A 25923-nucleotide genomic window follows, 5' to 3' on the forward strand; every position below is an offset into this window, starting at 1 on the left:
TTCGTGATCTACGGCTTCCCGTCCCATCTGGCCGCGCGCATGTCCACGCGCACGCCCCGCAGCGGGGTCCGCTCCGCCCCCCAGCTCTCCAGGCAGCGCCGCTCGTGGCCGGGCGGGGCGGTGCCGTCCGCGTGCACCACGCGCCACCAGGGAACCCCGCCGCCCCAGGTGGACATCACCCTGCCGACCTGGCGCGGGCCCCCCTCGCCCAGGTACTCGGCGATGTCGCCGTAGGACATGACCATGCCCGGCGGGATCCGCTCGACCAGGTCGAGCACCCGCTCGGCGTACGGGGTGGGGTGGCCTACCTGCTCCATACGGTCGGCCCGGCCGCGAGGATCTCGTCGAGCGTGCCGAACTCGTAGGCCGTCGAGCCGTTCAGCTGCTCGACCAGGCCGTCGCGGATCGCGTAGGACTCGCCGTCCTCACCGACCAGCCGCGCCCCCAGGAGCGCGGAGACGCGCGCCAGCTGGGCCACCTGCCAGTCGGAGCCCGGAGCCCCGGACAGGCCGCCGTTCCAGACCGCCACGACGTGGACGACCCCGTCGTGCCTGGCCAGGATCTCTCCCGCCTCCTGCGTCCCCCCTGAACTCGAACCCCGCCTGCCCCAGCACGGCCGCGAGCTCCGCGAAGGCGAGAGGCGCAGGGCGCTGCACGCGCAACTCGTACCCCATAGGGCGCGAGACTAGCGAACGCGGCCGACATTCCGGGGCGGGAATTCAGACATCCGGGCTACCGCATCCGAACGTTGTCCAAAACGCAGTCGAATCGACGTCGAACGGTGCTCACGTCCGCGACCTCCGGCGCCGTCTCCACACGGACGCCACGACCCCGGACGCGCCCCGGCCCACGTCCCGGCCGGCACCCCCGCCGGTGTCGCGACCGGGGCGCCGGTTGAGCATCACCACGGCCCCGGCGAACGCCAGCAGACCCCCGGCGAGGCCCGTCCCGTACAGCCAGAGCCGTGCCGGCTCGGGGCCGGGCGTGCTGGGCCCGGCGGACGGCAGGCCCTCCCCGAAGTGCATGCCCTCGGGCACCGGGAGCGGCACCCGCACCGCGCCCGCCGTCAGCCGGCCCGCCTCGGCCAGGGCCCCGGCGGCGTTCACCACGCCGAACCCGAGATGGTCGTCGTAGCCGCCCCGGGGGCGGGCCGTGGCCGAGGAGGTGAGGGCTCGCGCCACCAAGTGCGGGGAGATCGTGGGATATTTCGCTTTTATCAATGCGGCGACCCCGGCCACCAGGGCGGCCGCCGAGCTGGTCCCCTCCGACGAGCCGTACCCTCCGCCGGGCAGGACCACCGGGACGCCGACCCCCGGCGCCACGACCTGCACCGACAGGTTGTCGCTGCTGAACTCCGCCGGCCTGCCCAGCTCGTCCACCGCGCCCACGCCGATGACCCCGGAGTAGCCGGCCGGGAAGTTCCAGAAGGACGTGCCCTTCTCCAGGGTGTACGCGGAGTCGCCGTCGTTGCCCACGGCCGCGACCAGCACCACGCCCTTGGACAGCGCGTACGACACGGCCTCCCGCTCGCTCTGCTCCGGCCCGTAGGCCCCCAGCGACATGCTGACGACCTGGGCCCCGTGGTCGACGGCGTAGCGGATCGCGAGGGCCAGAGGGCTGCCCGCGTTCGAGCCCAGGTTCTCGTCACGCAGGGGGGAGCGGCCGTCCGCCCGCTCCTCGACGATCAGCGGCAGCGAGAGGACCCGGGCCCCGGGCGCGGCCCCGAACACCCCCTGGGTGCCGTTCCTGCCGGACCCGGCGATGAGCGAGGCCATGGCGGTGCCGTGCCGCCCGGCGTCCGGCCGGTTCCGGTCGAACTCGATCGATCCCATGTCGGGACCGGAGATCACCCGCCCGCGCAACTCGGCCACCCGGTCGTCGACCCCGCTGTCCACCAGCGCCACGGTGACGCCCGCACCCCGGGTGACCTTCCACGCCTGCTCGACGCCGAGCATCTCCAGCACCCAGCGCTGGTCCCTGCGCGCGTTCGCGGCCTCGTCCGGCGGGGCCGAGGCGTCCGGGGAGGCCGAGACGCCGTCCGGGGAGGCGGGACCGGCGAGGGCACGGGCCGGAAGGACGGGCCCCGGCAGGGCGGAGACCTGGGAAGCGGAGGCCGCCGTGGCCGGGGACGCGGCCGGTGCCGTGATCGATACGGCCAGCGCCGTCAGCGCGCAGAGCGCGGCCCGTGCTCCCGCGGCACGGAGCCGGAACGGCCTCAGCACACGTTCCCCTGGGTGCACTGGGGCACGGCGCTGGGCTCGTCGCCGAGGGCGCGGGCGATGCGTCCGGCGACCGCCTGGGCGGCGGGCCACAGCTCGCTGTGCAGGATCTCCTCCGGGGCGACCGCCTGGCGGGTGCGGCCGTCGGCGTAACCGGCGGCCGAGAAGACGAGGTAGGGGCCGACCCCGGTCCAGGCGTTGCGCTGGCGCTGCGCGGCCCCGAACAGCTCGCTCGCGGTGCCCGGGAAGGCCACCGGGCGTACCCCCACCCGGTCGTCCACGGCCAGCTGGCCGGACGCGGCGATCCGGCGGTCCTCGTCGCCGAGCACGGCGATGCCCACGGTGAAGACGAAGGTGGACGTCTGGTCGGCGTAGGTGGCGCGCAGCAGCGTGCGGCAGCCGTACTCGGTCAGCACCGAGCCGACGGGCGCGTCCGTGCCGGCCGCGCAGGAGACCTCGGGGGCCAGGCCGATCCTGCGGGCGTACTGCTGCACCCGGCCCAGGCCGATGTACTCCAGCTCGACGGGGAAGACCAGGTCCGCCGACCAGGTGCGCCAGCGGCCGGCGATGTCCTCCCGGATGTAGCGGGCCTGCTCGGCGGCGGTCAGCGGGCGCGAGCTCGTCTCGCGCAGCAGCCCCGCCGCGCCGGTCAGCACGTTGGTCCCGGCGACGGCGAGGATCGTGCCGATCAGGATCAGGAAGATCGTACGGAAGCGGATGCCCTGTTCCAGGTCGGCCAGCTCGGCGCGCTGGATCGCCGCGCGGTCACGGCGTGTCGCGGGCCAGCTCCGCACCCGGGCCCGCCTGGCCCCGGCCCCCGGCCCGCCGCCCGCACCCGGCCCGGCGGCGCTCCGCCCGGGCACCCGGCCGGCACGGCCCGTCCCGGGACCGCTCACCCGGGAACCGGACGGCGGCCAGCCGCCGCGAGCGCGGGGGGCGGAGGCTCCCGGGCGCCGCTCCGGCTCCTGGGACCGCCCTGGCTGCGACATACTCCGATGCTACGTCGCGGCGCCTCCGCGCCCTATCGGCACGGGCTATTTTCACCTCGCCCGCTCCACCCGCTCCGCCCGCCGCTCCCGGTCCCGGCCCGCGCGCCACGCGCCCGCTCAGCCGCGCGGCACCGCCACCGGATCGCGCACCGGCCCGCTCCGGGCCCTCGGCGAGCGCCTGCGACCCACGGACACCGCGATCGCGACCAGGGAGACGACCGCGCCGAGACCCGCCGCCACCGCCACGCCGCCGTAGAGGGTGATCCTGGCCCGGTCGCGGTGGACGACGCGCACCGGCTCGGCCGGTGGGCCCAGCGGGCGGGCGGGATCGTGGCCCCCGGCCCCCCTGGCGGTGAGGGTGTGCCCGGAGATCCTGGCCGCCGCGGCCAGGGCGCGGCCGGCGTTGACCACCCCGAACCCCATGCCGGTGTCGTAACCGCCGGTGGGCCGCCGGATGACCCCCGCGGTGATCGCCTGCACGACCAGGCCGGGCGACATCTTCGGGTATTTGCTCTTGATGAGCGCGGCGACGCCGGAGACCAGGGCGGTGGCCTGGGAGGTGCCGCGGCCGACCCAGTACTCGTCGCCGGGACCGGCACCGAGGATGTCCACCCCGGGGGCGGCCACCAGGACCGAGGGGTTGCGGTTGGAGAACGAGGCCCGGCGCAGCCCCCGGTCGGCCGCCGCGACCGAGACCACCCCGGGGAAGGCCGCCGGGTAGGAGTAGGGGGCGTGGCCGCCGTCGGCGGGCTCGTCGGCGCCCTCGTTGCCCGCGGCCGCGACCAGCACGACCCCCTTGGAGATCGCGTAGCGGATCGCCGACCGTTCCTGCCGGGTCGCCAGGTCCTTGGAGATCGACATGTTGATCACGTCGGCGCCGTGGTCCACGGCGTACCGGATGCCCTTGGCCACCACGTTCTCGTAGCGCCGGGCGGTGTTGAACTCCTGGAAGCCGGGCTCCTCGTCCTCCAGGATGACCCGTACCGACAGCACCTTCGCCTTCGGCGCGACACCGATCACCCCGTCGGCCCCGCCGGGACCGTGACCGTGACCGGCGATGAGCGAGGCCATGTACGTGCCGTGCAGCCGCAGGGGGCTCACCCACGGCGGGTTGGCCCCCGTCGTGAAGTCCCTGCCCTCGACGACCGAGCCGGCCAGGTCGCGGTGGGAGCGGTCCACCCCGGAGTCGAGCACGGCCACGGTCACGCCCCTGCCCTCGGAGATCCGCCACGCCGCGGGCAGGCCGAGCGTCCGCAGCACCTGCCGCTGGCTGTCCCGGACGTCGTCGGCCCGCGCGGCCGGTACCGGTGCCACCGACACCAGGGCCAGCGTCGCCAGGGCCGTCATCGCCGCCGTCGCCGCCGTCGCCGTCACCGCCGTCACCGGCCCGGCGGGCGGCCGTGGCGCGCTCAGCACCGCCACTCCGCGGACAGGCAGTCGGGGCGGGCGGGCGTGGACAGGCCGGAGAGGATGTGGTCGGCGATGTCGCCGGTGAACGCGAAGAGGGTGGGACGCTGCTCGCCGACCGCCTTGGCGGGACGGCCGTCGGTCTGGCCCGCCGTGGCCATCACCAGGTACGGCCCGGCGTGGCGGGCCACGCTCGCCTGGCGTACGGCCGAGGCGAAGCGGTCGGTGACGGTGCCCGGGAAGGCCAGCGCCCTCAGGCCGGGCGAGGGGCGGCCCTTCGCGGGCAGCGCCGCCTTCACCCGGGCGGCGCCGATCTCGTCGTTGAAGACCGCGACGCCCACGGTGACGACGACCCCCTGGAGGGCGTCGATGTAGGTGGCGCGCAGGACGCCCAGGCAGCCCGCGCGCCGGAGGGTGCCGCGCAGGCGGGCGTCGACCGCGCCGTCACAGCCGGTCTCCGGGGAGATGCCCACCCGGCGGGCCCGCTCCTCACCGCCCTGCTCGGCGGCGTACCGGACGGTCGCGGGGAAGATCCTTCCCGCGGGCCACGCCTGCCAGCGCCTGGCCACCTCGTCCAGGGCCGCCCGGTCCAGCTCCGCCCGGGTCGGGCCGCGGGTGAGCTCCGCCCCGGCGGCGCTGGTCGCCACCCCGGCCACGGCCGCGCAGAACAGCGTCAGCACGGAGGCCACGAGCAGCGTCGGCCATGAACGGCGCCGCTGACGTGGGACTTCATTCACGCTCTCGACCTTAATGCGGCAAGGCTGGTGTCATCCTCCGTTCCGTCCTGATCCGTCGAAATGAAAAGTACTTGACGTTTTGGAAAGGAGAAAGTACTTTCCATATTAGAAAGAGAGCGAGGAGCCCCGATGAGCATCTCCCCCGAGGACGCCGCCCGCACGCTGGCCGACGTCCGCACCACCCAGGCACAGGCCCTGCGCGCCGAACCCTGGTTTCCCGCCTGGTACCCCGTCGGCGTGGCCCTCTTCGCCACCGGGGTCACGTTCGTCTCCGAACCCGGCACCGATCCGGCGGTGACGGCCGGTGGCATCGTCGTGCTGACGATCGCCCTGGTCGGGCTGGTGCTGAGGCTGACCTTCGCCGCCCGGATGCGCGCCCACCGGAGCCTCCTGTCCGCGGCGGCGCTGACCGGGTTCGTCGTCTGGGTGCTGGCGAGCATGGGCGTGGCGTTCGCCGTCGCCTTCCCCCTGGACGCCGCCCGGGTCGCCTACTCCGGCACGTACGGCTGCCTGGTGATGACGGCGTTCATGGCCGCCACCGGGCCGCTCGTCGGGCGCTGGATATCGAGCCGGCTCGCGGCGGGCGTGGAGCAGGCCGAGGAGACCCGGTGAGCGAGCTCGACCCCGTCATCCACGCGCCCGCCCGGTTGCGGATCGTCTCGCTGCTGGCCGCCGCGGAGGAGGCGGAGTTCGGGTTCGTCCGCGACCAGGTGGGGCTGAGCGACTCGGTGCTGTCCAAGCACGCCGCCGCCCTGGAGGCGGCCGGATACGTCGACATCCGCAAGGGGTACGTGGGCAAGCGCCCGCGCACCTGGCTCAGGCTCTCGGCCCCGGGACGGCGGGCCTACCGGGCACACGTCTCCGCCCTCCAGGAGATCGTCGCGAGCTCGGGACTCACCCTCGCCCCGGAGTGACCCCGATCGGCCCGCCCGGCCGGGCGGTCGGGACGGTCCCGGCGGGCACGACGGCGGGGCGGGTGGGACGGCCGACGGGGCGAACCGCTCAGGACGAAACGAAAGGCGCCCCGCGGAGCGATCGCTCCGCGGGGCGCCCGCGTACGGGTGGCCGGTGCCCGCCCAGGTGCCCGCCTAGTAGGCCGGCAGGCTCGGGTCGACCGTCTTGATCCAGCTCAGCACGCCACCACCGACGTGGACGGCGTCGGAGAAACCGGCGTTCTTGACGACCGCCAGCACCTCGGCGGAACGGACGCCGGACTTGCAGTGCAGGACGATCTTCTTGTCCTGCGGGAGCCGCTCCAGGGCGGAGCCGTTGAGGAACTCGCCCTTGGGAATGAGCACGGCGCCCGGGATGGAGACGATCTCGTACTCGTTCGGCTCGCGGACGTCGATCACGTAGACGTTCTCGCCCCGGTCCTGCATGGACTTGAGGTCGGCCGCGGTGATGGTGGAGCCGGAGGCGGCCTCCTGGGCCTCCTCGGAGACCGCGCCGCAGAACGCCTCGTAGTCCTCCAGCAGGCTGGTGACCGTGGGGTTCTTGCCGCACAGCACGCACTCGGGGTCCTTGCGGACCTTGACCGAGCGGTAGGTCATCTCCAGGGCGTCGTAGATCATCAGACGGCCGACCAGCGGCTCGCCGATGCCCGCGAGGAGCTTGATGGCCTCGTTGACCTGGATGGAGCCGATCGACGCGCACAGCACGCCGAGCACGCCGCCCTCGGCGCAGGAGGGGACCATGCCGGGCGGCGGGGGCTCGGGGTAGAGGCAGCGGTAGCAGGGGCCGTGCTCGGCCCAGAAGACGCTGGCCTGCCCGTCGAAGCGGTAGATCGAGCCCCACACGTACGGCTTGCCGAGCAGCACGGCCGCGTCGTTGACCATGTAACGGGTAGCGAAGTTGTCGGTGCCGTCCACGATCAGGTCGTAGCCGGAGAAGATCTCCATCACGTTGTCGGTGGTGAGCGCCTCGTTGTGGACCACCACATTCACCAGCGGGTTGATCTCACGGACGCTGTCGGCGGCGCTCTCGGCCTTGGGACGGCCCACGTCGGACTGGCCGTGGATCACCTGGCGCTGCAGGTTCGACTCGTCGACCACGTCGAAGTCGATGACGCCGAGCGTGCCCACTCCCGCGGCGGCGAGATAGAGCAGGGCGGGCGAGCCCAGGCCGCCGGCGCCCACACAGAGCACCCTGGCGTTCTTCAAGCGCTTCTGCCCGGCCATGCCCACGTCCGGGATGATCAGGTGACGCGAGTAACGGCGCACCTCGTCGACGGTCAGCTCGGCTGCCGGCTCTACCAGCGGTGGCAACGACACAGTTCTGCTCCCGTTTCAGGGGGTCTCGGCGATTGCGGCTGGCGGCTAGCACAGCACACTCCCTGCACAAACCAAACCGGTGCCCGGCTCATTCCCCGACCGGCGCGAGGAGCGCCTCACGGATCAGGAGCCTGGCCTCGCGGGCCACCCTTTCCGGTAGCTCCATCTGGGCCACGTGCCCGGCGTCGGGCAGCAGTACCAGCCGTACGCGGGGGAAGGTCCGCCCGGCGCGGGCGGCCATCCGGGGGTTGACGAGCCGGTCGTGGCGGCCGTGGATCACCAGCGTGGGGGCGTTCACCGTGGCCGCCTGGCGCCACAGGTTCGCCTCGCCGCGCCGGAAGTACTCGGCGACGATGCCCCGGGCCGAGTTGACCAGCGCCGCCCCCGAGTACGGCAGCCCGTCCCTGCGCCGCAGTTCCTCGGCCGCCTCCCGCAGGCGGTCCGGGTGGATCCGCCCGACGTCGGCGTAGCACATGGCCATGGTGGCGCCGAGCCTGCGCTCGGCGGGCAGCATGGTCAGCCGGTCCGCGGCCCACTCGCCGAGCCGGGGCACCGTGGTCAGCGCCACCCGCGCCGGCCCGTACCGGGGGACGAGGTCGGGCATGGCCGGTGAGATCAGGGTGAGCGAGCGCACCAGGTCGGGGCGGGTGGCGGCGACCCGGACCGAGACGGACCCGCCCAGGGAGTTGCCGAACAGGTGGACGGGCGCGGCCGAGACCCGTTCGATCAGCGCGACGACGATCCGGGCGTGGGCGTCGACGGAGTAGTCGCCGTCCGGCGGCTCCGGGGAGTACCCGGCGCCGGGCAGGTCGAGGGCGTGGCCGGTCACCAGGTCGGAGAGCTCGCCCATCAGGTCGGTCCAGTTGGTCGCCGAACCCGCCAGCCCGTGCACGTAGACGGCGGTCTCCGCCGCCTCCCGGGGCGTGGACCGTACGTGGACCCGCTGCTCGCCGAGGTCGACCATCTCCCCCGGCCAGTGGGGGATCGGGATACGCGCCACTGTTCCTCCTACTCGTCCGGCCTCCTTCCACGATAGTTCGGCCCGCGGTGGTTCGGCCGGGGAGCCGCCGGAAGCCGGTGCTCACGGCCGGGTGGAAGCCCGTTCCCACGGTCCACGGAAGCCCGTTCCCGCGGCCTCGCGGGGGTTCGCGGGGGCCCGTGCACGCAGAAGCCCGCGCACGGCTCGCGCAGGGCCCGCGCAGGTTCGGTCCCGCGGCCCGCGAAAGCGCGTCCCGGGACCGACAAAAGCCACATAAGACCATTTTCACACAATGCCTTTTATTAGCGCATTTATCGTCATTAGATGAACGGCCTTCCCGGACGCTCGCCCGGCCGAAGGACGGCCGACGACCCCCCGCCCACACCCGGAACCCTAGAACAAATACGACATTAAAGACATTTCATAATATAAGTTACGTTTATTATCTAAGTTCAATAATAGCCAGCCAAGGAAAGGGCAAAAGGCCGCGATCTTCGTTTGTCGTAAGAGATGCGAGGAAACCATGACAAGCAGGGATGGCTGATTGCTGGTCATCTCCGACAATTTCTGGCTTGACCAGAAAATGCCGAAAATCGGGTAACCGAACCTTTCAAGGGGGAAACGCAATGCCCAAGTTCAACAGTGTCATCGCAGGGCTCGCGATCAGCACGGCGCTGACCGGTGGAGTCGTCGGTATGGGCGCAGCGACCACCGTCACGTCCGCCGCCGCCTCGGTCACCACGGTGACCGCCGCCGCCTTCCCGACCCACGGCTGCGGCTGGGGTCACCGTCGCCACTGCTGTGGTGACCGGTACCGTCACCACCACAAGCGCTTCAAGCTGATCATCAACAACAACAACGACAACAACAACGACCTGGAGAACCGCACCGACCGCGTGGTGCCGCTCGTCGCCGCCGACCCGGTCGTGCCGGTTCGCTAGTCGCCGAATCGCGGAAACATCCTGATCCGGTGTGACGCGACCTCGGAACGTCGTGAAAATCACGGAAGGATCCGCGGCTCTCCGCGATCCGGACCGTGACGGAGGGACAGGGATTCCGCATCCGCCCAGATCGCTTTCTTCCAGAGGGACGCGACCCGGACGGTGAAGGCGGGAATCCGGGAGCGACTTTCCCGGAGTCCTGACTCTCGACACAGTGCGAGTTCTCATTTCTCACGAACACGGGCGGGGGCAGCGCGGTTCTCGGACCGCGGTGTCCTCGCCCCGTGCCGTCCGCCTTCTCCTCTTCCCGGGCCTTTCCCCGTCCCCACCCTCACCTCCTCACCCCCTCCGCGACCGCGTACAAACCGTCGCCGGGACGGTGAGCACCATCCCGCCGCTCCGGCGCCGCGTCCTTCCCGGCGTGCGGCAGCACAGGTCGTACGCTGGGCCGTGTCCGACGTTTGCGGGAACGGGCACGGGAGAGGGAACGTGCCGTAGCCCGGATGACGACAGGGGATGTCAGAGATGGACGTGCACGGCGAGACCCAGCGTGGCGGAACGGCCGATCACCGTGCCGAGGAGCTGCCGGTCGAGACGCCCGAGGCCGACGCCGCCGAGCAGCACCGGCCGGTGCGCGAAGGCGGCTCCGCCTCGCCCCTCGGCCCGTCCGCCGACGGTGAGGCCGACCCCTCCGACGTCGTGGAGCAGAGCCGCACCCCGCGCGAGGACGACCCGGAGTGGCCCGAGGTCATCCCCCTGGAGGCCGACCCGGCCGACGCCTTCGAGCAGCGCCGCACGGTCGAACTCGACGAGGACGACTATCGCTGACGCGCATTACCCACGCGTAGGATGGCCCCAGACGCCAGGAGCATCACCCGAGGAGACCCACGTGACCGCTACCCCGGACGCCAAGCCCCGGGGCACCCGGCTGCCCCGGACGGCCCGCCGCCGCCAGCTGCTCAGCGCGGCGCAGGAAGTGTTCGTGGAGAACGGTTACCACGCGGCCGCGATGGACGAGATCGCCGAGCGGGCCGGGGTCAGCAAGCCGGTCCTGTACCAGCACTTCCCGGGCAAGCAGGAGCTTTACCTGGCCCTGCTCGACCTGCACGTGGACGACATGATCACCCGCTGCCGGGACGCGCTCGCCTCCACCACGGACAACAAGCAGCGCGTCCAGGCCGCGATCGGCGCCTTCTTCGACTTCGTCTCCAGCCAGGGTGAGGCGTTCCGGCTGGTGTTCGAGTCCGACCTGCGCAACGTCGCCCCGGTCCGCCAGCGGATGGAGCGCAACCTCCGCGAGAGCGCCGAGATGATCAGCCAGGTCATCCAGGAGGACACCGGCTGCTCCAGCGACGAGGCGCGCCTGCTGGGCGTCGGCCTCGTCGGCATGGCCGAGGTCAGCGCCCGCTACTGGATCACCAGCAACGGCTCCATCCCCAAGGACGCGGCCACCCATCTCATCGCACGGCTGTCCTGGCGCGGCATCTCCGGTTTCCCCCGCACCGTCGCCGACCACTGAGGACGGCCCCACGTCCTTTTCGTGGAGATTCGAGGGCGCCTCGTGCCGTCCACGAAACCCGCCCGCGTGCCGTCCTGAAGCGACGCCACCGGCGCCGGGACCGTCCCCCACCGGCGCGATCTCTCCTGCGACCGTCCGCCCCGAAGCCCGCCCGGACCCCCCGGGACCGGCTCGTCCCCGTTCACCCGCCGCGATCACTGTTCGCTTGACGCGATCAGACGGCGCGTCGGATCCCCGATGGGGCGACCATGGGACGAGCAACCCTCATCGAAAGGGAGCAGGATGGAAATCAAGATCGGCGTACGTTCCGTGCACCGTGAACTCGTGGTGGAGACCGACCTCACGGCCGAACAGGTCGAGAACGAGCTGAGCGCGGCCCTCGCGTCCAGCGGAGGCGTCTTCACCATCACCGACGTCAACGGCCGCAAGGTCATCGTCCCCGTCGCCTCGCTCGGCTTCATCGAGATCGGCGAGGAGGAGGCGCGTCCCGTCGGTTTCGGCGGCACGCTCTGACGGATCCCGGGCTCGCGCCAGGTCGTCGCCCCTCACCGGCGTGGCGCGGTCCGCGGATCCGGCACGACGGACCCTCAGGTGCCCGGGCACTCGTCCCGTTCGCCGAACCCGCAGCAGCGCGGGCGCCGGACGCGGCGGAGATGCTCCCGGCCCCGGCCGACGGCCGGGCAGGTCGCGCCCTCCCTGCGCAGCACCGGACGCGAGGTCCAGCGGTTCGGTCCACATCTCGTCAAGGAACTGCCATAGCGGCGCGAGGCCCTCATGCCTGGCACGCTACAGCGGTTCGCCGCCGGACGCTTCCCGATCCACGGACCGGCCCGCCGGTCCGCCTCTCACCGCCCGTCGGCGGACCCGGGGACCCACGGAGAGCCCACGGAGCCCACGACACCCTCACGCGGCTCCCACGAGGCCCTGAGGGCTCCCGGGGCGATGCTCACGGCCCCAGGGACCCAGGGACCCCGGGCTCTCGGGGCGGTGCTCACGGACCCGGGGTCAACCCCAGGGCGGCCATCCGCTCGCCGTGCTCCTCGGTCAGCCGGGTGACGAGTTTGCCGATCTCCCCCCCGGCCGCCTCGGCCAGCAGCTCCGCCAGCGCGGGCCTGGCCTCGGCCACGTACCGACCCTGGCTGAGCGCCTCCCCCACCAGCCGCCGGGACCACAGCGCCAGCCGCCCGGCCAGCTTCGGGTCCTCCTCCAGCGCCGCGCGGACCCGCTCGACCGCGAACTGCGAGCGCTCCTCGTCGACCAGGACCTCGTCGACCAGGCTGCGCGTCTCCTCGCCCATCCCGGCGGCGGCCTCGCGGTAGAACGCCTCGCGGTAGAAGTCGAGCGCGATGCCGGTGCCCACGTACGCCTTGACCAGGGCCTCCAGCCAGTCACCCGGCGTGGTCCTGGCGTGCCAGGCGTCCAGCGGCCCGACGAACGGCGCCATCGCCTCCTCCGGGTCCACGCCCAGGGAGGCGATCCGGTCGCGCAGGAGCTCGAAGTGCGCGTACTCGACCGCGGCGAGACCGCCGAGAGCGGCCCGATCCGTCAGCGAGGGGGCGTGGCGGGTGGCGTCCTCGGCGAGTCTGAGGAAGGCTGTCAGCTCGGCGTACGCGAGGACACCGAGCAGGTCGGCGATGCCCGGAGGGGAGTCACTCATGAAGGCAGCCTACGAGCTCTCCGACCTCACGATTCACCGGGAATACGAAGAAATCGGTTCTCCGTTGTGGTATCGAGTACACTGCTCTGTGAAAGTGCGACCGCACCGTGTTAATCCGGGATATCCACTCCCGTACGCCCCCAACAGTCGGCGTGACGCCGCAGCGGTCGCTGATGACATGAGAGGGCTGGACCTTCCGCGAGGACCCGGCACGGGGAACACGTTTTCTGCCCGTGGTCCCGGCAGGCCTGCCTTCAACGGAGAATGAGGCAGGCCAAGCTGACGACGTTCCGAGACCTCGGAGTCACCCCAGAGATCGCCGATGCCCTTGAGACCGAGGGCATCATCGCGCCGTTCCCTATCCAGGAGATGGCACTCCCCCTGGCCCTCAACGGCCAGGACATCATCGGCCAGGCGCGGACCGGCACCGGCAAGACCTACGCCTTCGGCGTGGCCATGCTGCAGCGTGTCGGCAAGCCCAGGAAGAACCGCAAGAAGCCCCGCGGGCTGGTCGTCGTGCCGACCCGCGAGCTCGCCGTCCAGGTCACCGAGGACCTCGTGACGGCGGCCGGCAAGCTCGGCTCGCGGATCCTCACCGTCTACGGCGGGCGCGCCTACGAACCCCAGATCGAGGCGCTCAAGCAGGGCGTCGACGTCATCGTCGGCACCCCGGGCCGCCTGCTCGACCTGGTCAAGCAGAAGCACCTCGACCTCAGCCAGATCGGGACCCTCGTCCTGGACGAGGCCGACCGGATGCTCGACCTGGGCTTCCTGCCCGACATCGAGCGGATCATCAAGCTGATCCCGGCGGAGCGGCAGACGATGCTGTTCTCCGCGACCCTGCCGGGCGAGATCGTCGCCCTGTCCAGGCGTTACCTCACCCGTCCCACCCACGTGCGGGCCGAGAACAACGACATCGAGGCCGAGGCGACCCCGCAGACGACCCAGTTCGTCTGGCGCACGCACCGGATGGACAAGATCGAGATCGTCGGCCGCCTGCTGCAGTGCGAGGGCCGCGGGCTGACGATGATCTTCTGTGAGACCAAGCGCGCCTGCGACATGGTCGTCGAGCAGCTCAAGGAGCGCGGCTTCGCGGCCGCGGCCGTCCACGGCGACCTCGGGCAGGGCCAGCGCGAGCAGGCCCTGCGGGCCTTCCGCAACGGGAAGATCGACGTGCTGGTCGCGACCGACGTGGCCGCGCGCGGCATCGACGTCGACGACGTCACCCACGTCGTCAACTACGACTGCCCGCAGGACGAGAAGGCGTACGTCCACCGGATCGGCCGCACCGGCCGGGCCGGCAAGACGGGCATCGCGGTGACCTTCGTCGAGTGGGAGGACATGACCCGCTGGAAGGTCATCAACAACGCGCTCTCGCTCTCCTTCCCGGAGCCGGTCGAGACCTACTCGACCTCCCCGCACGTCTTCAGCGACCTGAACATCCCCCCGGGCACCAAGGGCGTGCTGCCGCGCGCCAACCGGTCCCGCGCGGGCCTGGCCGCCGAAGAGGTCGAGGACCTCGGCGAGACCGGGCGGATCCGTTCCCGCTCCCCCCGCAAGGGACGCGAGGACGACTCCCGCCGCGGGCCCGACGACTCCCGCAGGGGACGCGACGACGAGCGTGAGGAGCGCCGCGAGCGCCCCGCGCGCACGTCCCGCGAGCGCCGTCGCACCCGTGGCGGCCGGACCGGCGAGGAGACCCCCGCGCCGATCACGTCCGAGGAGACCCGGCAGGTCCGGGACGTCGAGCCGGTCCAGGACACCCTGCCGGTCCAGGACGTCCCGGCGGTCCGTGAGGTTCAGCCCCCTGTCGCCGAGATCGCCGAGGTGGAGACGGACGTGGCACCCCGCAAGGACATCCGTGACGACACCCGTGACGACCGGCACGCCGAGTCCGCGCCCCGCCGGGGCCGGACCCGCAAGGCCGGCCTGAACCCGGAGGTGAGCCTCGTCGGCACGCCCGAGACGCAGGCCCACGCCGAGCCGGCCGAGGACGAGACGGCCCCGCGCCGGCGCCGCGGCAGGCGCGAGCAGGTGGCCGAGACGGCCCAGGCCCCCTCGTGGGCCGAGGAGCCGGTGACGGATCTCAGAGAGGACGACGACACCATGGCCGAGCGCTGGGACGACGAACCCGTGGCGGAGGCCCCCGCGCCCCGGCCGCAGCCCGAGAAGATCATTCCTCCGAGCCCGTTCTCGGTGATCTTCAAGTCGCCCGACCTGGCCTCGGAGGACGACGAGATCGCCCCTTCGGCGGCCTCCGAGCGCGTGCAGAGCCGTCGCAGGCCGCCGGTGCGCGGCGGTGCCCAGCAGCGAGGGCCGCGCCGCCCGAGCTAGCGGTCTCGATGTCGAAAGGGGCGCGACCGTGCGGTGGCGCCCCTTTTCGCGCTCCAGGACGCACGGAGCGATGTCAACAAGAGAGGTATCGTGGGGCCACGTGAGTACGCCGCGTTTTCTGACCCTGCCTCCAGGCGTCCGCTCCCGTCGGATCGAGACGGCCGTCGGCGCCTTCGCCGCACTGGAGGCCATACCCGTCAGCGGCGTCCCCGAGCGCCGGCCCGCGCTGCTGGTCCCCGGCCTGACGGGCAGCAAGGAGGACTTCATCGCGGTCCTGCAGACGCTCGCCCAGTCGGGGCGCCAGGTCGTCGCGATCGACATGCGGGGCCAGTTCGAGACCGGCGGCCCTGACGACCGGTCCGCCTACACCTGCGCCGCGCTCGGCAACGACGTGGACGTGCTGGCCCAGGTGATCGGTCACGGCGCCCCCGTCCATCTGGTCGGCCACTCCTTCGGCGGCCTGGTCACCCGGGAGGCGGTCATCGACGGCCGTACCCGCTTCGCCTCCTACACGCTGATGAGCTCCGGGCCCGCCGCGATCGTCGGGCCCCGGGCGCGGGCGGGCCGCTTCATGATCTCCGAGCTGCCCGAGCAGGGCCTGGAGCACATGTGGCACACCCGGATGGAGCCCGAGGCGATGGCGGCCGGCGTGTCGGACGAGATCGTCGCCTTCCTGCGCAAGCGGCTGTTCGCCAACTCCGTCACCGGAATGTTCGCGATGACCGAGGAGGTGCTCTCCGCGGCGGACCGCTGCGACGAGCTCACCCAGGTCGAGGTCCCCACCCTGGTGCTGTACGGCGAGCACGACGACGGCTGGCCCCCGCACATGCAGGCGGAGATGGCCCACCGGCTGGACGCCGACTGCGTGGTCGTCCCCGGGGCGGCCCACTCCCCCGCGGTGGAGGCCCCGGAGACCACCGCCGCCGCCCTCATCCGCTTCTGGAACGCCGCCGAGAACCCGCTGAGGAACTGAGGCGGGTCCCGTCGGGGGGCCGCGCGGCGGTTCCCCACCGTGTCCTGCCCGCCGGACTCACGGGCATCCCGGCCGAGGGCCCGACGAGCGCGTCCCTGGTCCCCCACCGTGTCCTGCCCGCCGGGTGCACGGGCGTCCCCGGCCCGCACCACGTGTGAGGGTCCGAGGGGCGCGTCCCTAGTCCGCCAGCGCGGCCCAGGGCTCGCGGTCCTCGCCCGCGGCCTGCCCCTCGGGGCAGTGGCGGCGGAAGTCGCACCACGAGCAGAGCGGTCCGGTACGGGGCGGGAAGATCGCGTCGATCTCGGGGGGCACGGCGGGCGGGGTCCGGTCGGCGCCCGCGGCCCGCGCGGAGGTCCGCCCGGCCGCGGGGCGGGCCTCGGCGGCCCAGGCCCGGTAGCCGTCGTCGGCCCGCGACGCCTCCTCGGCGATCTCCTCGGCGTGGCCGAGGTGGCGGGCCAGGGACTCGTCGGTGTGCTCCCACTCCACGATCGAGGCGGTCGGCAGGTGGTGGAGCTCGACGCGGTGGCAGGGCCGGTGCAGCATCCGCGAGGAGGCGATGGCGTAGACCGCCAGGGCGAGCGAGGAGCGGGCGTCGTCGGTGTTCAGCGGGCGGCGGCCGGTCTTGTAGTCGACCACGACCAGTTCCTCGCCGCGACGGTCGAGCCGGTCGATCCTGCCGGACAGGGCCAGGGTCGCGGTCCGCGTGGCCACCGTGCGCTCGACGCCGACCGGTTCGGCGGCGGGGTCCAGGCTCGCCACGTACCCGGAGACCATCTCGCGGGCCCTGTCCCGCCAGGTGGCCGACTGCTCGGCGTCACGGAACCCCTCGCCGATCCACCCCCGGTCGAGCAGCAGCCCGGCGACCTGGGGCGTGCGCCGCTCGGGCGGCTCCCGCCACCAGGCGGCCAGGGCGTTGTGCACGCTGGCGCCCACGCTGTTGTGCGCCCAGGGCCGGCCCCTCTGCGGCGCCGGCCGGTCCATGTAGGTGAACCGGTAGCGCCGGGGGCAGTCGAGCCAGGTGTTCAGCCGCGACGGCGTGCAGGAGTACAACCGCCGCGGCATGCCCTCCAGGGGAAGCTGGTCCATCGAGGACTATTCGTCCCGCAGGTTCAGCCGGATTCCCGCCGCGCGCGTGCCGTCGGTCAGCGGACCCTCCTCCTCGGGGGCCTCCGGACCACGGGTCAGCGAACCGGAGAGCCAGGCGTCGAACTGGGGCTCCAGGTCGCCGACGGTGCTCTCCTCGCCGTGCGCGGGCAGCACCCGGGTGCGGTGGGGGAGGGTGAACAGCCGTCCGCCGATGGCGGTCAGCTGGTCGGCCAGGGCGGGGTACTCGCCGCCGATCCGTCCCGGGCCGTCGGCCTGGAGGGTCTTGCCGGTGAAGACCGCGTCCAGGCCCTCGCAGTAGAGCGAGACGCCGCCCTGGGAGATGCCCGGGGTGGACATGACCTCCAGCTGGACGCCGGCGACCTCGAACAGGCCGTCGTCCTCCATGTCGATGTCGGGCCAGGTGTCGGGCCAGGTAAGCCGCCACAGCGGCCGGTCCTTGGGATGAAGGGCGATCACCGCCTCGTCCCTGGCCGCCACCTCGATGGCCGCGCCCACGTGGTCGGGCAGGCCGTGGGTGCAGATGACCGCCAGCACCTCACGTTCTCCGACCTTCTCCAGGATCTTCTCCGCGTCGCGCGCGGGGTCGATGACGATGGCGTCCTCGTCGTCGCCCAGGATCCACGTGTTGTTCTCGACCTTGTGCTCGACGCCGTCGACATCGACGACGCCCTCGGTCACCACTCGCTCGATACGCGCTGTCACGCTTCCGAACTTTACTGCCTGATCCCGCCCCGCGGTCCGGAGCGGCGTCCGCGATACGCGCGCTGCTGGCAACCCCTGGAGCAGTACGCCCGCGGGCGCCCCGTCCCGCCGCGCTCCATGGCCGTGCCGCACACCGCGCACGAGAGGCTTTCGTCACGCCTTTCATCACGTTGACGGATCAGCGCCTCGACGCCGTCCAGCACCCGCCGCAGGCCGAACTCGAAGGGGTCCTCGGGCTCGTCGTAGCCGCCCGCCTCCCACACGGCGGTCAGCGTCGGATAGCGGGACAGCTCCGCGAAAAGGGACTCCCTGGCCCCCCACCAGTCCTGCTCGGAGACGCCCGTCCGCCGCTCGACCCTGGCGACCTCCGCCTCCCTGACGGCCTCGCCCTCCACGAAACGGCCGACCAGGCCCACCACGGCGACCATCTCGGCGGGGCCGAGGCCGATCCCCGCCACGGTGGCGAGCGCGTGCTCGAAGCCGGCCATGGCGTTCGGCCCGGGGACGGACCGCGTGCCGCGCACACCGGCCAGCCAGGGATGGCGTCGGCACAGCGCCCGGTAGCGCCGCGCCCACGCCTCCAGGGCCTCACGCCACCCGGACCGGCCGCCCGGACCGGGCGGGACGTCCGAACCTGCCGGAAGGCCTGAACCGGCCGACGGTTCCACCTCGGCCACGGTCTCGCCCAGCACCGCGTCGCACATCAGGTCGACGAGCTGGGTCTTCCCCGGAACGTGCCGGTAGAGCGACATGCCGGTGAAGCCGAGCCGCTCACCGACCCGCCGCATGGACAGCGCCTCGATCCCCTCGGCGTCGGCGATCTCGACGGCGGCGCTCACGATCGCGCCGACGCTCAGCCCCTGCCTGGACACGGCGTCCCGCGGCTCCCGCCACAGCAGCTCGACGGTCCGGTCCGGATCCTCCTGGGCGGCCACCGTCCCCCTCCCTTGACGCTCGGCCCCGTTATCTGTTTATAGTGTATAGATTTGTTTACAGCATAAACAAGGAGCTCTTCTTGAACGAACTCTACGTGTCCCCCTCCGGTGACGACACCGGGCCCGGCACCTCCGGACGACCGCTGGCGACCCTCGCCCGCGCCCGCGACCTGGCCCGCGACCTGGCGCGTGATCCGGCGCGGGACGCGTCGGTCGTGGTGCACCTGCTCCCCGGCGTCCACCGGCTCATCGAGACCCTGGAGCTCACCGAGGCCGACTCCGGCGTGACCTACCGGGGCGGGGACGGCGGCGAGACCGTCGTCAGCGGCGGCAGGCGGATCGCCGTCCGGCCCGGGCAGGACGGCGTCTGGACGGCCGAGGTCGGCGACCTGGAGACCCGCGGCCTGCACGTCGACGGCCGCAGGGTGGAACGGGCCTCGATCGACGGCCTCCCCGGCAACGCCGTCAGGACCGCCACCGGATACGTCACCGACAGCGCGGAGCCGCTGAGCTGGGGCAATCCCGCCGACGTGGAGTTCGTGCTGCGCGGCGTCTACCCGTGGACCGAGGCCCGCCTCGGCGTCGCCGCCGTCGAGGCCGACGGGGACTCGACCGTCGTCACCATGGCCGAGCCCGCCTTCGGCTGGGCCGTCGAGCTCTACAACTCGGTGGTGCCCTGGGAGGGCGGGGGCGAGTCCTACGGCCCCGGCCTGCCGACCCGGGTGGAGAACGGCACGGGGTTCCTGACCGAACCGGGCACCTTCGTCCTGGACACCTCCCTGCCGGGACGGCACGTACTGCGCTACCGGCCCCGCACCGGCGAGGATCCCGGGCGGACCGAGGTCGTCGCGTCCGCCCTGGAGACCCTGGTGAGGGTCGCGGGCGCGCACGACGTCGCCTTCGAGGGCGTCACCTTCGCCGACGCCACCTGGCTGCGGCCCAACCGTCCCGAGGGCTTCCTGCACTACCACGGCACCGGCTACTACGACGGGGGTGCGATCGAGAAGGTGTCGTTCGGCGAGGGGGCGTGGGTGACGGTCCCCGCGGAATCCCTGACGATCCCCGCCAACGTCGTGTTCGAGGACGCCGTACGGGTCACGGTCGAGGGGTGCCGCTTCACCCGGCTGGGCGCCACGGCGCTGCGGTTCTCCGGCGGCGCGGACGTCCTGGTCCGCGGCAACGTCTTCGAGGACGTCTGCGGCGGAGGGCTCACCGTCACCGGGAGCCGGGCGGTCAGGATCGAGAACAACCTGGTCCACGACACAGGGCTGGAGTACTCCGGCTCGCCCGGTATCGCGGTGGCCGGGGGCGAGGACTGCGTGATCGCCTGCAACCAGGTGAACGACGTCCCGCACTGCGGCATCGTGGCCGGTCCCGGCCGGGGCACCCACATCCTGCGCAACCTCGTCTTCAACACGCTGAAGGTGCTGGCCGACGGCGGCGGGATCTACCTGTCCGGCCCGCAGGGCGGCTCCCACGACGACGGCGCGCTGATCCGCGGCAACGTCGTCCGGGACACGCTCACGCCGTACAACTTCGCGCTCTACACCGACTACGGCGCCGCCTGGGTCACCGTCGAGGGCAACGCCGTCCAGCGTGCCGACAACACCGCCACCCTGCAGGTGTGGCCGCCGCTGGAGAACGTCGTCCTGCGCGGCAACCTCTGGGACGCCGCCCCGGTGGGCTGGGACGAGCCCCCGCCCGGCGTGACCGTCGAGGGTGACGTGGTGGCCGCCGACGAGGCCGACTTCGCCTCCCGCGCGGCGGGCGTCGTCGCCCTGGCGGGCCTGGAGGCCGGTCACGCCCACCTGAGGGAGCGGCGGCCGGTCTCCTGACCGTCCGACCGGCCCGGCGTCCGTCCGGGAACCCGCATCGGCCCTGACCGCCGGGAAGCCCGTGACCGGCCCCGGCCCGGAGACCGTTCCGCCGGCCGTCCGGGAGCCGGTGACACCGGCTCCGACCGCCGGGGAGGGCCGTTCCGCTAGCCTTCGGGGGTGCCGAGGGCCGCCAGGCGCGGGGAGAACGCCCCGAAGGGCAGGTCGAGGGCCTGGTCGCGCTCGCGGAGGTCGCGCAGGGACAGCTCGGCCAGGGTGATCAGATAACCCGCCTCGACCGGCCACACGATCGTCCAGAGCCAGTTCCCCAGGGCCTCCCCGGCGTAGACGGCCCGGTCGGGGGCCGCGGTGACGCACCACAGGGCGGTCGGGTGTCCTCTGACGTCGACCTTGGCGTGCGGCGGGCCCTTGTCGAACCCGGTCCCCGGATCGGTGCCCTCCAGCCCGGCGAGGGCCGCGCCCAGCCCCACACCCGGTTCCTCGGCGACGATCAGCAGGTCGGCGGGCCCGTGGGTCAGCGAGGGACCGGAGAGCGCGGTCACGGTCGCCCGCGCGCCGTCGCGCTCGTCGCCCACGTCGGCGAACCCCGTGACCAGCCAGCCCGCGGGCAGCGGCCAGGGGACCCAGACGGGGACCTGGGACAGGCGGGTGACGGCCTCCACCGAGGCCGCGGAGGGGGATCTGGGTGGCCGGAGCGGGAGGACGTCGCCGTGCGGACCGCAGCTCCATGCACTCGACCAGGCACCCGGCGGGCGGAGCGGACCGAAACACCGTGGGCAGGTAGGGGCGGCTTTCACGTCTACCCACGCTGCTTCCTCCGGCGCCCGCCGTCAAGAGTCCTGTCCGTTATCGCACTGTAATGTTGTTCAGGTGCGCGTAAATTGTGTCGGGGCGATCGTCGTCGACGCCTCCGGACGAATGCTCCTGGTCCGTCGCGGCCGTCCCCCGGGCGAGGGGCTGTGGTCGATCCCCGGTGGCCGCGTCGAGCCCGGGGAGTCCGACTCCGAGGCGGTGGCCAGGGAGGTCCTGGAGGAGACCGGCCTGACCGTCGCGCCCGGCCCCCTCGCCGGGACCGTCGACCGTCCCGGCGTCGACGGGGCCGTGTACGAGATCCGCGACTACCTGGCCGAGGTCACCGGCGGGGCGTTCGTCCCCGGGGACGACGCCCTGGACGCCCGGTGGGTCGCCCCGGCCGAGCTCGGCTCGCTCCCCCTCGTCCCCGGCCTGCTGGACGCGCTGACCGGGTGGGGCGTCATCGGGCCGAGGTGAGCGTGGAGCGCCACAGGATGAGGTGGTCGGCGCTGTAGGTCGTGGAACGGCCCAGGGCCAGCACCTGCTCCCCGGAGACCGCCACCGCGCCGAGCCACTGGGCCCCGTCGCCGTCCAGGCCGTCCGGGCCGCCCCGGCCCGGGGTGTGCCGCTTCCAGGTCAGGCCGTCCTCGGAGATCCAGGCCACGCTGTCACCGGAGCCGGGGACACCCTGCCAGCCGACCGCGATCACACCCTCCGGCGTCGCGGCGAGGTCGTGGACCGCCGACGCCCGGTCGGCGGGGAGCCAGGAGAACTCCCAGTTCATCCCGTTGTCGGTGGAGACGGCGCCGAAGGCCCGGACGCCGTCCTCGGTACGGGCGGTGCCGCCGACGACGACGTACCCGCCGAACAGGACCACGTGCCGCAGCCCCGCGGAGGTCGCCCCCGGGGGCAGGACCGGCTTGCGCGCGCTCCAGGTGACCCCGTCGGCCGAGACCCAGACCACCCCGGTCTCGCGCTCGGCCGTGCCGGTGCCGCCGACGGCCACGTACCCGGACGAGGTCGCGGAGACGTCGTGGAGCCGCACCCCGGTGCCGCCCGCGGGGAGCTTGGCCGCCCGGGTGTAGCGCTTGAGGTCGGGGGTGAACCACAGGACGGGCACGGTCGCGGCCGGGCCCCGGTCCTCGCCCGCCATGACGTAGCCGGACGCGCCCACCGCCACCGCGTGCGGGGCGAGGAAGTCGTGGTCGGCCGCGGGCGCCAGCGGGCCCAGCAGCGGCACCCTGCGCCAGCTCTCGCCGTCCGACGAGGTGACCAGCAGCGGCTCGGTGGAGGAGGCGTCGGTCATCGTGCCGCCCACGGCCAGCCATCCCCGCTCGCCGTACGCGACGTCGGCGAGCGCCTGCCGCCACGGGCCGCCCAGCAGCCGTGCCGGGCCGCCCGACGTCCAGTTCTGGCGGCCGGTGCCCATGCTCCAGATCCCGGCGTCGCCGGAGACGGAGCCGACCGCGACGAACCGGCCGTCCCCCGCGGCGACCCTGGCCGTCTCCCTGGCGGCCCTGGTCAGGCCCTCGATCCCGTCCAGGGTGACCGGCCGCGGCTCGCCGCCCTTGGACGCGGTGATCAGGACCACCCGGTTGTCCACGTCGGCGGCACGCTCGTCGCCTCCGACGACGAGCGTGCCGGCGTCGGACAGGGCCAGGGCACGCAGCGAGCCCGGCACCGTGCCGAGGTCGGTGGTCCTGCGCCAGTCACGGCCGTCGGTGCTGGTGTGGACGGTGTAGCGCTCGAAACCCGACTCGACGACCGCGGCCACCCCGGCCGAGGAGGAGGCCAGGCGCTTGACGCCCGAGCCGTCGGGTCCCAGGCCGGTGATGGTCCCGCAGGCCTTCCAGTCGGCGCCCTCGGGCGAGCAGTGGACGCGCACCTCGCCCTTGTCGTCGCGCTGCTGGGTCGGGACGAGCACGAACCCGTCCCCGGCCACGGCCAGCGCGCCCGGCTCGGGGACGACGCCGTCGAGGGCGGCACCGGTCCGCTGCCACGTCCTGCCCCCGTCGGTCGAGCGCAGAATGACCGAGGTGGACTGTCCCTGCGCGGGATCGGCCAGCGCGACGACGGTGTCCCCGGCGGCGACGACCGCCTTGATGCCCCGGACCTTGTCCGGTGTGCCGATCTCCCGGGTCTCGACCCGGTCCCAGGTCCGTCCGTCCGGGGAGACCCAGGCGACGGCACCGGTGCCGCCGTCCTGCAGCACCGTCGCGCCGACCGCGACGAACCCGGACCGGGTCCTGGCCAGGTCCATGATCTTGTCGCCGCGGGAGAAGGCGTCCGCCAGCCCGGCCGGGTCGACGAGGGCCCACTCCTCGCCGTCGGTGCTGGTCCACAGGCCGTGCCCGGAGCCGAGGGGGTCGTTGCCCGCGGCCAGCCAGCGGCCGTCGCCGCCCGCCACCCGGCCCACCGTGGTCGGCCCGGTCTCCTGCCCCGCCGGGCCGGTCACCTTGCCGAGCCGCCAGGTCGCGCCGGAGTCGGACGAGACCAGGAACAGCGGCCGGGGAACCGGGCTGGTGGTGTCACTGCCGACCGCGACCATGACCGAGCCCACCGCGCTCACCGCGTTGAGCACCTGGTTGGAGCCGTTGCCGCCGACACCTGCCTGCGGCACGAAGTCGTCGTCGCCCGTCCCGACCTCGTCGCCGACGAGCTGGAGACCGGTGGCGAACGGGCTGTTCACCCAGCCCCAGTAGACCAGGCCGCCGCCGACGGCGACCGCCAGGACCATGACCATCAGGAACGGGAGCACCAGGCCCCGGCCGCGCCTGCGCCTGGTCGGGCTGGAGCGCCGGACCGCCGAGGGTGCGGCGGACGGCCGGTGGTGCCGTCCGCCGTTGGGACCGCGCCTGCCCGGCGGGCCCTGCGCGACGAGCAGGTCGGGCCTGGCGGGTCTTCCTCCCGGCGGGCGGCCCACCCTGCGTACCGGCTCGAAGTCGTCCTCGACCGGCACGGCGGGCCGTTCCGGCTCGGCGTGCCGTTCCGGTCCGGGGACGGCCGTGGCGGGCCGGTCCGGAACGGGTACGGACGCGGCGGGCCGCTCGGGGGCGGGCGGCGGTTCCGGTACGGCCGCGGCGGGCCGTTCCGGCTCCGGCGCGGGTTCGGGGGTCGCCGGGATGACCGGTCCCACCCTGATCCCCTCCCGGGGCGGGGCGGGGGCGGGCGGCGGGGCCGTGTCTTCTCCGGCTCGCTCCCGGGCCGCCTCTTCCTGTGCGGCCCGCTCCCGGGCCGCGTCTTCCTGCGCGGCTCGCTCCCGGGCCGCGTCTTCCCTCCCTGTCCGCTCACGGAGCGGGCCGGAGGCCACCAGGAGGTCGGGCCGCTCCGCCCGCCTCCTGCCCCTGCGCTCGGGCGGGGGGCCGGAGGCGACCAGCAGGTCGGGACGGTTCACCAGGCGCGGGCGACCGCCCTCGGGCACGGCGTGACGCCCAGGCCCCGGTGGCCGGTCACCGGAGGGACCGCCCTCGGCAGAGGCCGGGGCAGGAGGGCCGGAGGCCCGGTCAAGGGGACCGGAGGCCCGGTCAAGGGGACCGGAGGCCCGGTCAGGGGGGCCGGAGGCCTGGCCAGGGGGACCGGAGGCCTGGTCAGGGGCACCAGAGGACGACACAGGAGGGGTCGGGGGCACCGGCGGGGGGTCCTGCGAGGACGCGGGCGGTGGCGCCGGCGGGGTGGCCGGGGGCGGTTCGGACGGCGTCCCGGAGGTGGACGGCCCGGCCGGGCCGGGAGCGGGCGCGTAGGGCCTGCCGTAGGGGCGGCGGCGCTCGCCACCGAGCCCCTCGGGGCGGGCCCGGGGCGGCTCGTCGTCGTCCGGGGTCGGCGCCGAGAACGGCGGGAGCAGCCACGGGGAGGCCAGCGGCACCCCTCGCGAGTCCTCGCCGGAGGGGCCGGGCGGGGAGTGCTGGAGGGTGGGCGGGGAGTCGTACGGGCCGGGGGCGTGGGGGTGACCGGGGGTGTAAGGGTCCGGGGCGTAGGGGTCGGGGGTGTGGAGGTGCCGTCGTCCCGCCTGGTCCGTGGCGTCGTCGCGGTCTCCGTGCCGGTGCGCGCCGGGGTCGCGGACGTCGTCACCGTGCGCATCGTCGCGGACGCCTTCGTGCGCGCTGTCGCGGACGCCGTCGTGGACACCGTCGCGGATGCCGTGACCGTGTGCGCCGTCGTGGACACCGTCGTGAACGCCGTGGCCGTACGCGCCGTCGCCGTGGACGCCGCCGTCGCCCTCCGGCCACTCTCTCGAGCGCGGGTCGTGGGAGCCCGAGGCCACGCTCAGCACCTCCTCGTAGGAAGCCCGTTTCGGCCCGGGGTCACCACCCCGGATCGTTCCAGTCATCTCCGCGCCGGTAGACCGCAACCCCTATGGATGCGGCAAATCGAACGCGACCCTACTCCTACCCCGTTCCCCGTAAACGATCACCTCCCGCGACCCGCCGCCTGAGGTCGGTCGCCCACAGTCCAGAGCAACACGTCCGGGCCGCGATGACGAGACCTCTCTAGTCAGATTTATCGAGCGAGCGCCGGAATTGAGGGGGT

General features: G+C 73.4%; 24 protein-coding genes. 10 read left to right on the forward strand and 14 right to left on the reverse strand.

Translation table 11 applies throughout. The features are described 5' to 3' along the window. Window positions 1–8 precede the first annotated feature (8 nt). The 6 genes from ABD832_RS30985 to ABD832_RS31010 all read right to left on the reverse strand — a co-directional run bounded on the left by ABD832_RS30985 (window position 9) and on the right by ABD832_RS31010 (window position 5352). Window positions 9–317: an MGMT family protein gene (locus ABD832_RS30985; RefSeq protein WP_344902269.1), complete on the reverse strand. Its 309-nt coding sequence runs from the start codon at window positions 315–317 to the stop codon at window positions 9–11. Next, complete coding sequence (locus ABD832_RS30990) at window positions 305–529, reverse strand: hypothetical protein (RefSeq protein WP_344902272.1); 225 nt, start codon at window positions 527–529, stop codon at window positions 305–307. Before ABD832_RS30990 ends, ABD832_RS30985 begins: the two co-directional genes overlap by 13 nt. A 256-nt stretch (window positions 530–785) precedes the next feature. After that, complete coding sequence (locus ABD832_RS30995) at window positions 786–2222, reverse strand: S8 family serine peptidase (protein WP_344902275.1); 1437 nt, start codon at window positions 2220–2222, stop codon at window positions 786–788. Further along, window positions 2216–3208 carry a hypothetical protein gene (locus tag ABD832_RS31000; protein WP_344902278.1) on the reverse strand — a complete coding sequence of 331 codons (993 nt, stop codon included), beginning with the start codon at window positions 3206–3208 and terminating at the stop codon, window positions 2216–2218. Before ABD832_RS31000 ends, ABD832_RS30995 begins: the two co-directional genes overlap by 7 nt. Window positions 3209–3325: 117 nt before the next feature. Next, on the reverse strand, window positions 3326–4624 hold the full coding sequence (locus ABD832_RS31005) for a S8 family serine peptidase (RefSeq protein WP_344902281.1): 1299 nt from the start codon (window positions 4622–4624) through the stop codon (window positions 3326–3328). Then, window positions 4618–5352, reverse strand: coding sequence for a hypothetical protein (locus ABD832_RS31010; RefSeq protein WP_344902284.1), 735 nt, complete (start codon window positions 5350–5352; stop codon window positions 4618–4620). Before ABD832_RS31010 ends, ABD832_RS31005 begins: the two co-directional genes overlap by 7 nt. A 129-nt stretch (window positions 5353–5481) precedes the next feature. Here ABD832_RS31010 and ABD832_RS31015 point away from each other — a divergent pair, with 129 nt between their 5' ends. Together ABD832_RS31015 and ABD832_RS31020 are read left to right on the forward strand one after the other, a co-directional pair. Then, complete coding sequence (locus tag ABD832_RS31015) at window positions 5482–5964, forward strand: hypothetical protein (RefSeq protein ID WP_344902286.1); 483 nt, start codon at window positions 5482–5484, stop codon at window positions 5962–5964. Then, complete coding sequence (locus ABD832_RS31020) at window positions 5961–6266, forward strand: winged helix-turn-helix domain-containing protein (protein ID WP_344902289.1); 306 nt, start codon at window positions 5961–5963, stop codon at window positions 6264–6266. The genes ABD832_RS31015 and ABD832_RS31020 overlap by 4 nt, the downstream gene beginning before the upstream one ends. A 174-nt stretch (window positions 6267–6440) precedes the next feature. Here ABD832_RS31020 and moeZ read toward each other — a convergent pair whose 3' ends face one another. Together moeZ and ABD832_RS31030 are read right to left on the reverse strand one after the other, a co-directional pair. Further along, the gene (gene moeZ, locus ABD832_RS31025; protein WP_344902292.1) at window positions 6441–7622 is read right to left on the reverse strand and encodes an adenylyltransferase/sulfurtransferase MoeZ; all 1182 of its coding nucleotides are present in this window, start codon (window positions 7620–7622) and stop codon (window positions 6441–6443) included. Between the two features lie 88 nt (window positions 7623–7710). Then, window positions 7711–8622: an alpha/beta fold hydrolase gene (locus ABD832_RS31030; RefSeq protein ID WP_344902295.1), complete on the reverse strand. Its 912-nt coding sequence runs from the start codon at window positions 8620–8622 to the stop codon at window positions 7711–7713. 605 nt (window positions 8623–9227) lie between these two features. Between ABD832_RS31030 and ABD832_RS31035 the strand changes: the two genes are divergently transcribed. The 4 genes from ABD832_RS31035 to ABD832_RS31050 all read left to right on the forward strand — a co-directional run bounded on the left by ABD832_RS31035 (window position 9228) and on the right by ABD832_RS31050 (window position 11574). Then, a complete protein-coding gene (locus ABD832_RS31035; protein WP_344902298.1) occupies window positions 9228–9542 on the forward strand; it encodes a hypothetical protein in 315 nt (104 codons plus the stop codon). A gap of 516 nt (window positions 9543–10058) precedes the next feature. Further along, the gene (locus ABD832_RS31040; RefSeq protein ID WP_344902302.1) at window positions 10059–10370 is read left to right on the forward strand and encodes a hypothetical protein; all 312 of its coding nucleotides are present in this window, start codon (window positions 10059–10061) and stop codon (window positions 10368–10370) included. 61 nt (window positions 10371–10431) lie between these two features. After that, window positions 10432–11061, forward strand: coding sequence for a TetR/AcrR family transcriptional regulator (locus ABD832_RS31045; protein WP_344902306.1), 630 nt, complete (start codon window positions 10432–10434; stop codon window positions 11059–11061). A 282-nt stretch (window positions 11062–11343) separates the two neighbouring features. Next, complete coding sequence (locus tag ABD832_RS31050) at window positions 11344–11574, forward strand: DUF3107 domain-containing protein (protein WP_344902309.1); 231 nt, start codon at window positions 11344–11346, stop codon at window positions 11572–11574. Window positions 11575–12052: 478 nt separating this feature from the next. Here ABD832_RS31050 and ABD832_RS31055 read toward each other — a convergent pair whose 3' ends face one another. Beyond that, the gene (locus ABD832_RS31055) at window positions 12053–12718 is read right to left on the reverse strand and encodes a ferritin-like fold-containing protein (RefSeq protein ID WP_344902312.1); all 666 of its coding nucleotides are present in this window, start codon (window positions 12716–12718) and stop codon (window positions 12053–12055) included. A 264-nt stretch (window positions 12719–12982) separates the two neighbouring features. Here ABD832_RS31055 and ABD832_RS31060 point away from each other — a divergent pair, with 264 nt between their 5' ends. Then, on the forward strand, window positions 12983–15052 hold the full coding sequence (locus ABD832_RS31060) for a DEAD/DEAH box helicase (RefSeq protein ID WP_413224493.1): 2070 nt from the start codon (window positions 12983–12985) through the stop codon (window positions 15050–15052). A 100-nt stretch (window positions 15053–15152) separates the two neighbouring features. Further along, window positions 15153–16025, forward strand: coding sequence for an alpha/beta fold hydrolase (locus ABD832_RS31065; RefSeq protein ID WP_344902318.1), 873 nt, complete (start codon window positions 15153–15155; stop codon window positions 16023–16025). Window positions 16026–16202: 177 nt separating this feature from the next. On the opposite strand, the gene ABD832_RS31070 is transcribed toward ABD832_RS31065, so the two are convergent. Genes ABD832_RS31070 through ABD832_RS31080 form a run of 3 tightly spaced genes read right to left on the reverse strand, consistent with a single transcriptional unit; the run spans window position 16203 to window position 18769 of the window. Beyond that, complete coding sequence (locus tag ABD832_RS31070; RefSeq protein WP_344902320.1) at window positions 16203–17111, reverse strand: RecB family exonuclease; 909 nt, start codon at window positions 17109–17111, stop codon at window positions 16203–16205. Between the two features lie 6 nt (window positions 17112–17117). Next, complete coding sequence (locus ABD832_RS31075) at window positions 17118–17834, reverse strand: MBL fold metallo-hydrolase (protein WP_344902323.1); 717 nt, start codon at window positions 17832–17834, stop codon at window positions 17118–17120. An 11-nt stretch (window positions 17835–17845) separates the two neighbouring features. Next, the gene (locus ABD832_RS31080) at window positions 17846–18769 is read right to left on the reverse strand and encodes a TetR/AcrR family transcriptional regulator (protein ID WP_344902326.1); all 924 of its coding nucleotides are present in this window, start codon (window positions 18767–18769) and stop codon (window positions 17846–17848) included. Window positions 18770–18849: 80 nt separating this feature from the next. On the opposite strand from ABD832_RS31080, the gene ABD832_RS31085 reads away from it, so the two are divergent. Then, window positions 18850–20604, forward strand: coding sequence for a right-handed parallel beta-helix repeat-containing protein (locus tag ABD832_RS31085; RefSeq protein ID WP_344902329.1), 1755 nt, complete (start codon window positions 18850–18852; stop codon window positions 20602–20604). Between the two features lie 146 nt (window positions 20605–20750). On the opposite strand, the gene ABD832_RS31090 is transcribed toward ABD832_RS31085, so the two are convergent. Beyond that, window positions 20751–21401 (reverse strand): DUF6758 family protein, encoded by a 651-nt coding sequence (locus ABD832_RS31090; RefSeq protein WP_344902332.1) that lies wholly within the window; start codon window positions 21399–21401, stop codon window positions 20751–20753. A 73-nt stretch (window positions 21402–21474) separates the two neighbouring features. Here ABD832_RS31090 and ABD832_RS31095 point away from each other — a divergent pair, with 73 nt between their 5' ends. After that, the gene (locus ABD832_RS31095; RefSeq protein WP_344902335.1) at window positions 21475–21873 is read left to right on the forward strand and encodes an NUDIX hydrolase; all 399 of its coding nucleotides are present in this window, start codon (window positions 21475–21477) and stop codon (window positions 21871–21873) included. On the opposite strand, the gene ABD832_RS31100 is transcribed toward ABD832_RS31095, so the two are convergent. Next, entirely contained in the window at window positions 21857–25723 is a 3867-nt protein-coding gene (locus tag ABD832_RS31100) for a hypothetical protein (protein WP_344902338.1), read from the reverse strand. The two genes, ABD832_RS31095 and ABD832_RS31100, sit on opposite strands and share 17 nt — an antisense overlap. Window positions 25724–25923: the final 200 nt, after the last annotated feature.

The sequence above is a fragment of the Streptosporangium longisporum genome, assembly GCF_039534895.1.
In the GTDB taxonomy this organism is placed as follows: domain Bacteria; phylum Actinomycetota; class Actinomycetes; order Streptosporangiales; family Streptosporangiaceae; genus Streptosporangium; species Streptosporangium longisporum.

What these genes read in the sequence shown, in the direction of transcription:
- ABD832_RS31015 (WP_344902286.1), top strand. Translation starts at nt 5,482, where the DNA reads ATGAGCATCTCCCCCGAGGACGCCGCCCGCACGCTGGCCGACGTCCGC.
- ABD832_RS31100 (WP_344902338.1), bottom strand. Translation starts at nt 25,723, where the DNA reads ATGACTGGAACGATCCGGGGTGGTGACCCCGGGCCGAAACGGGCTTCC.
- ABD832_RS31070 (WP_344902320.1), bottom strand. Translation starts at nt 17,111, where the DNA reads ATGGACCAGCTTCCCCTGGAGGGCATGCCGCGGCGGTTGTACTCCTGC.
- ABD832_RS31060 (WP_413224493.1), top strand. Translation starts at nt 12,983, where the DNA reads ATGAGGCAGGCCAAGCTGACGACGTTCCGAGACCTCGGAGTCACCCCA.
- ABD832_RS31035 (WP_344902298.1), top strand. Translation starts at nt 9,228, where the DNA reads ATGCCCAAGTTCAACAGTGTCATCGCAGGGCTCGCGATCAGCACGGCG.
- ABD832_RS31000 (WP_344902278.1), bottom strand. Translation starts at nt 3,208, where the DNA reads ATGTCGCAGCCAGGGCGGTCCCAGGAGCCGGAGCGGCGCCCGGGAGCC.
- ABD832_RS31040 (WP_344902302.1), top strand. Translation starts at nt 10,059, where the DNA reads ATGTCAGAGATGGACGTGCACGGCGAGACCCAGCGTGGCGGAACGGCC.
- ABD832_RS30985 (WP_344902269.1), bottom strand. Translation starts at nt 317, where the DNA reads ATGGAGCAGGTAGGCCACCCCACCCCGTACGCCGAGCGGGTGCTCGAC.
- ABD832_RS31050 (WP_344902309.1), top strand. Translation starts at nt 11,344, where the DNA reads ATGGAAATCAAGATCGGCGTACGTTCCGTGCACCGTGAACTCGTGGTG.
- ABD832_RS31055 (WP_344902312.1), bottom strand. Translation starts at nt 12,718, where the DNA reads ATGAGTGACTCCCCTCCGGGCATCGCCGACCTGCTCGGTGTCCTCGCG.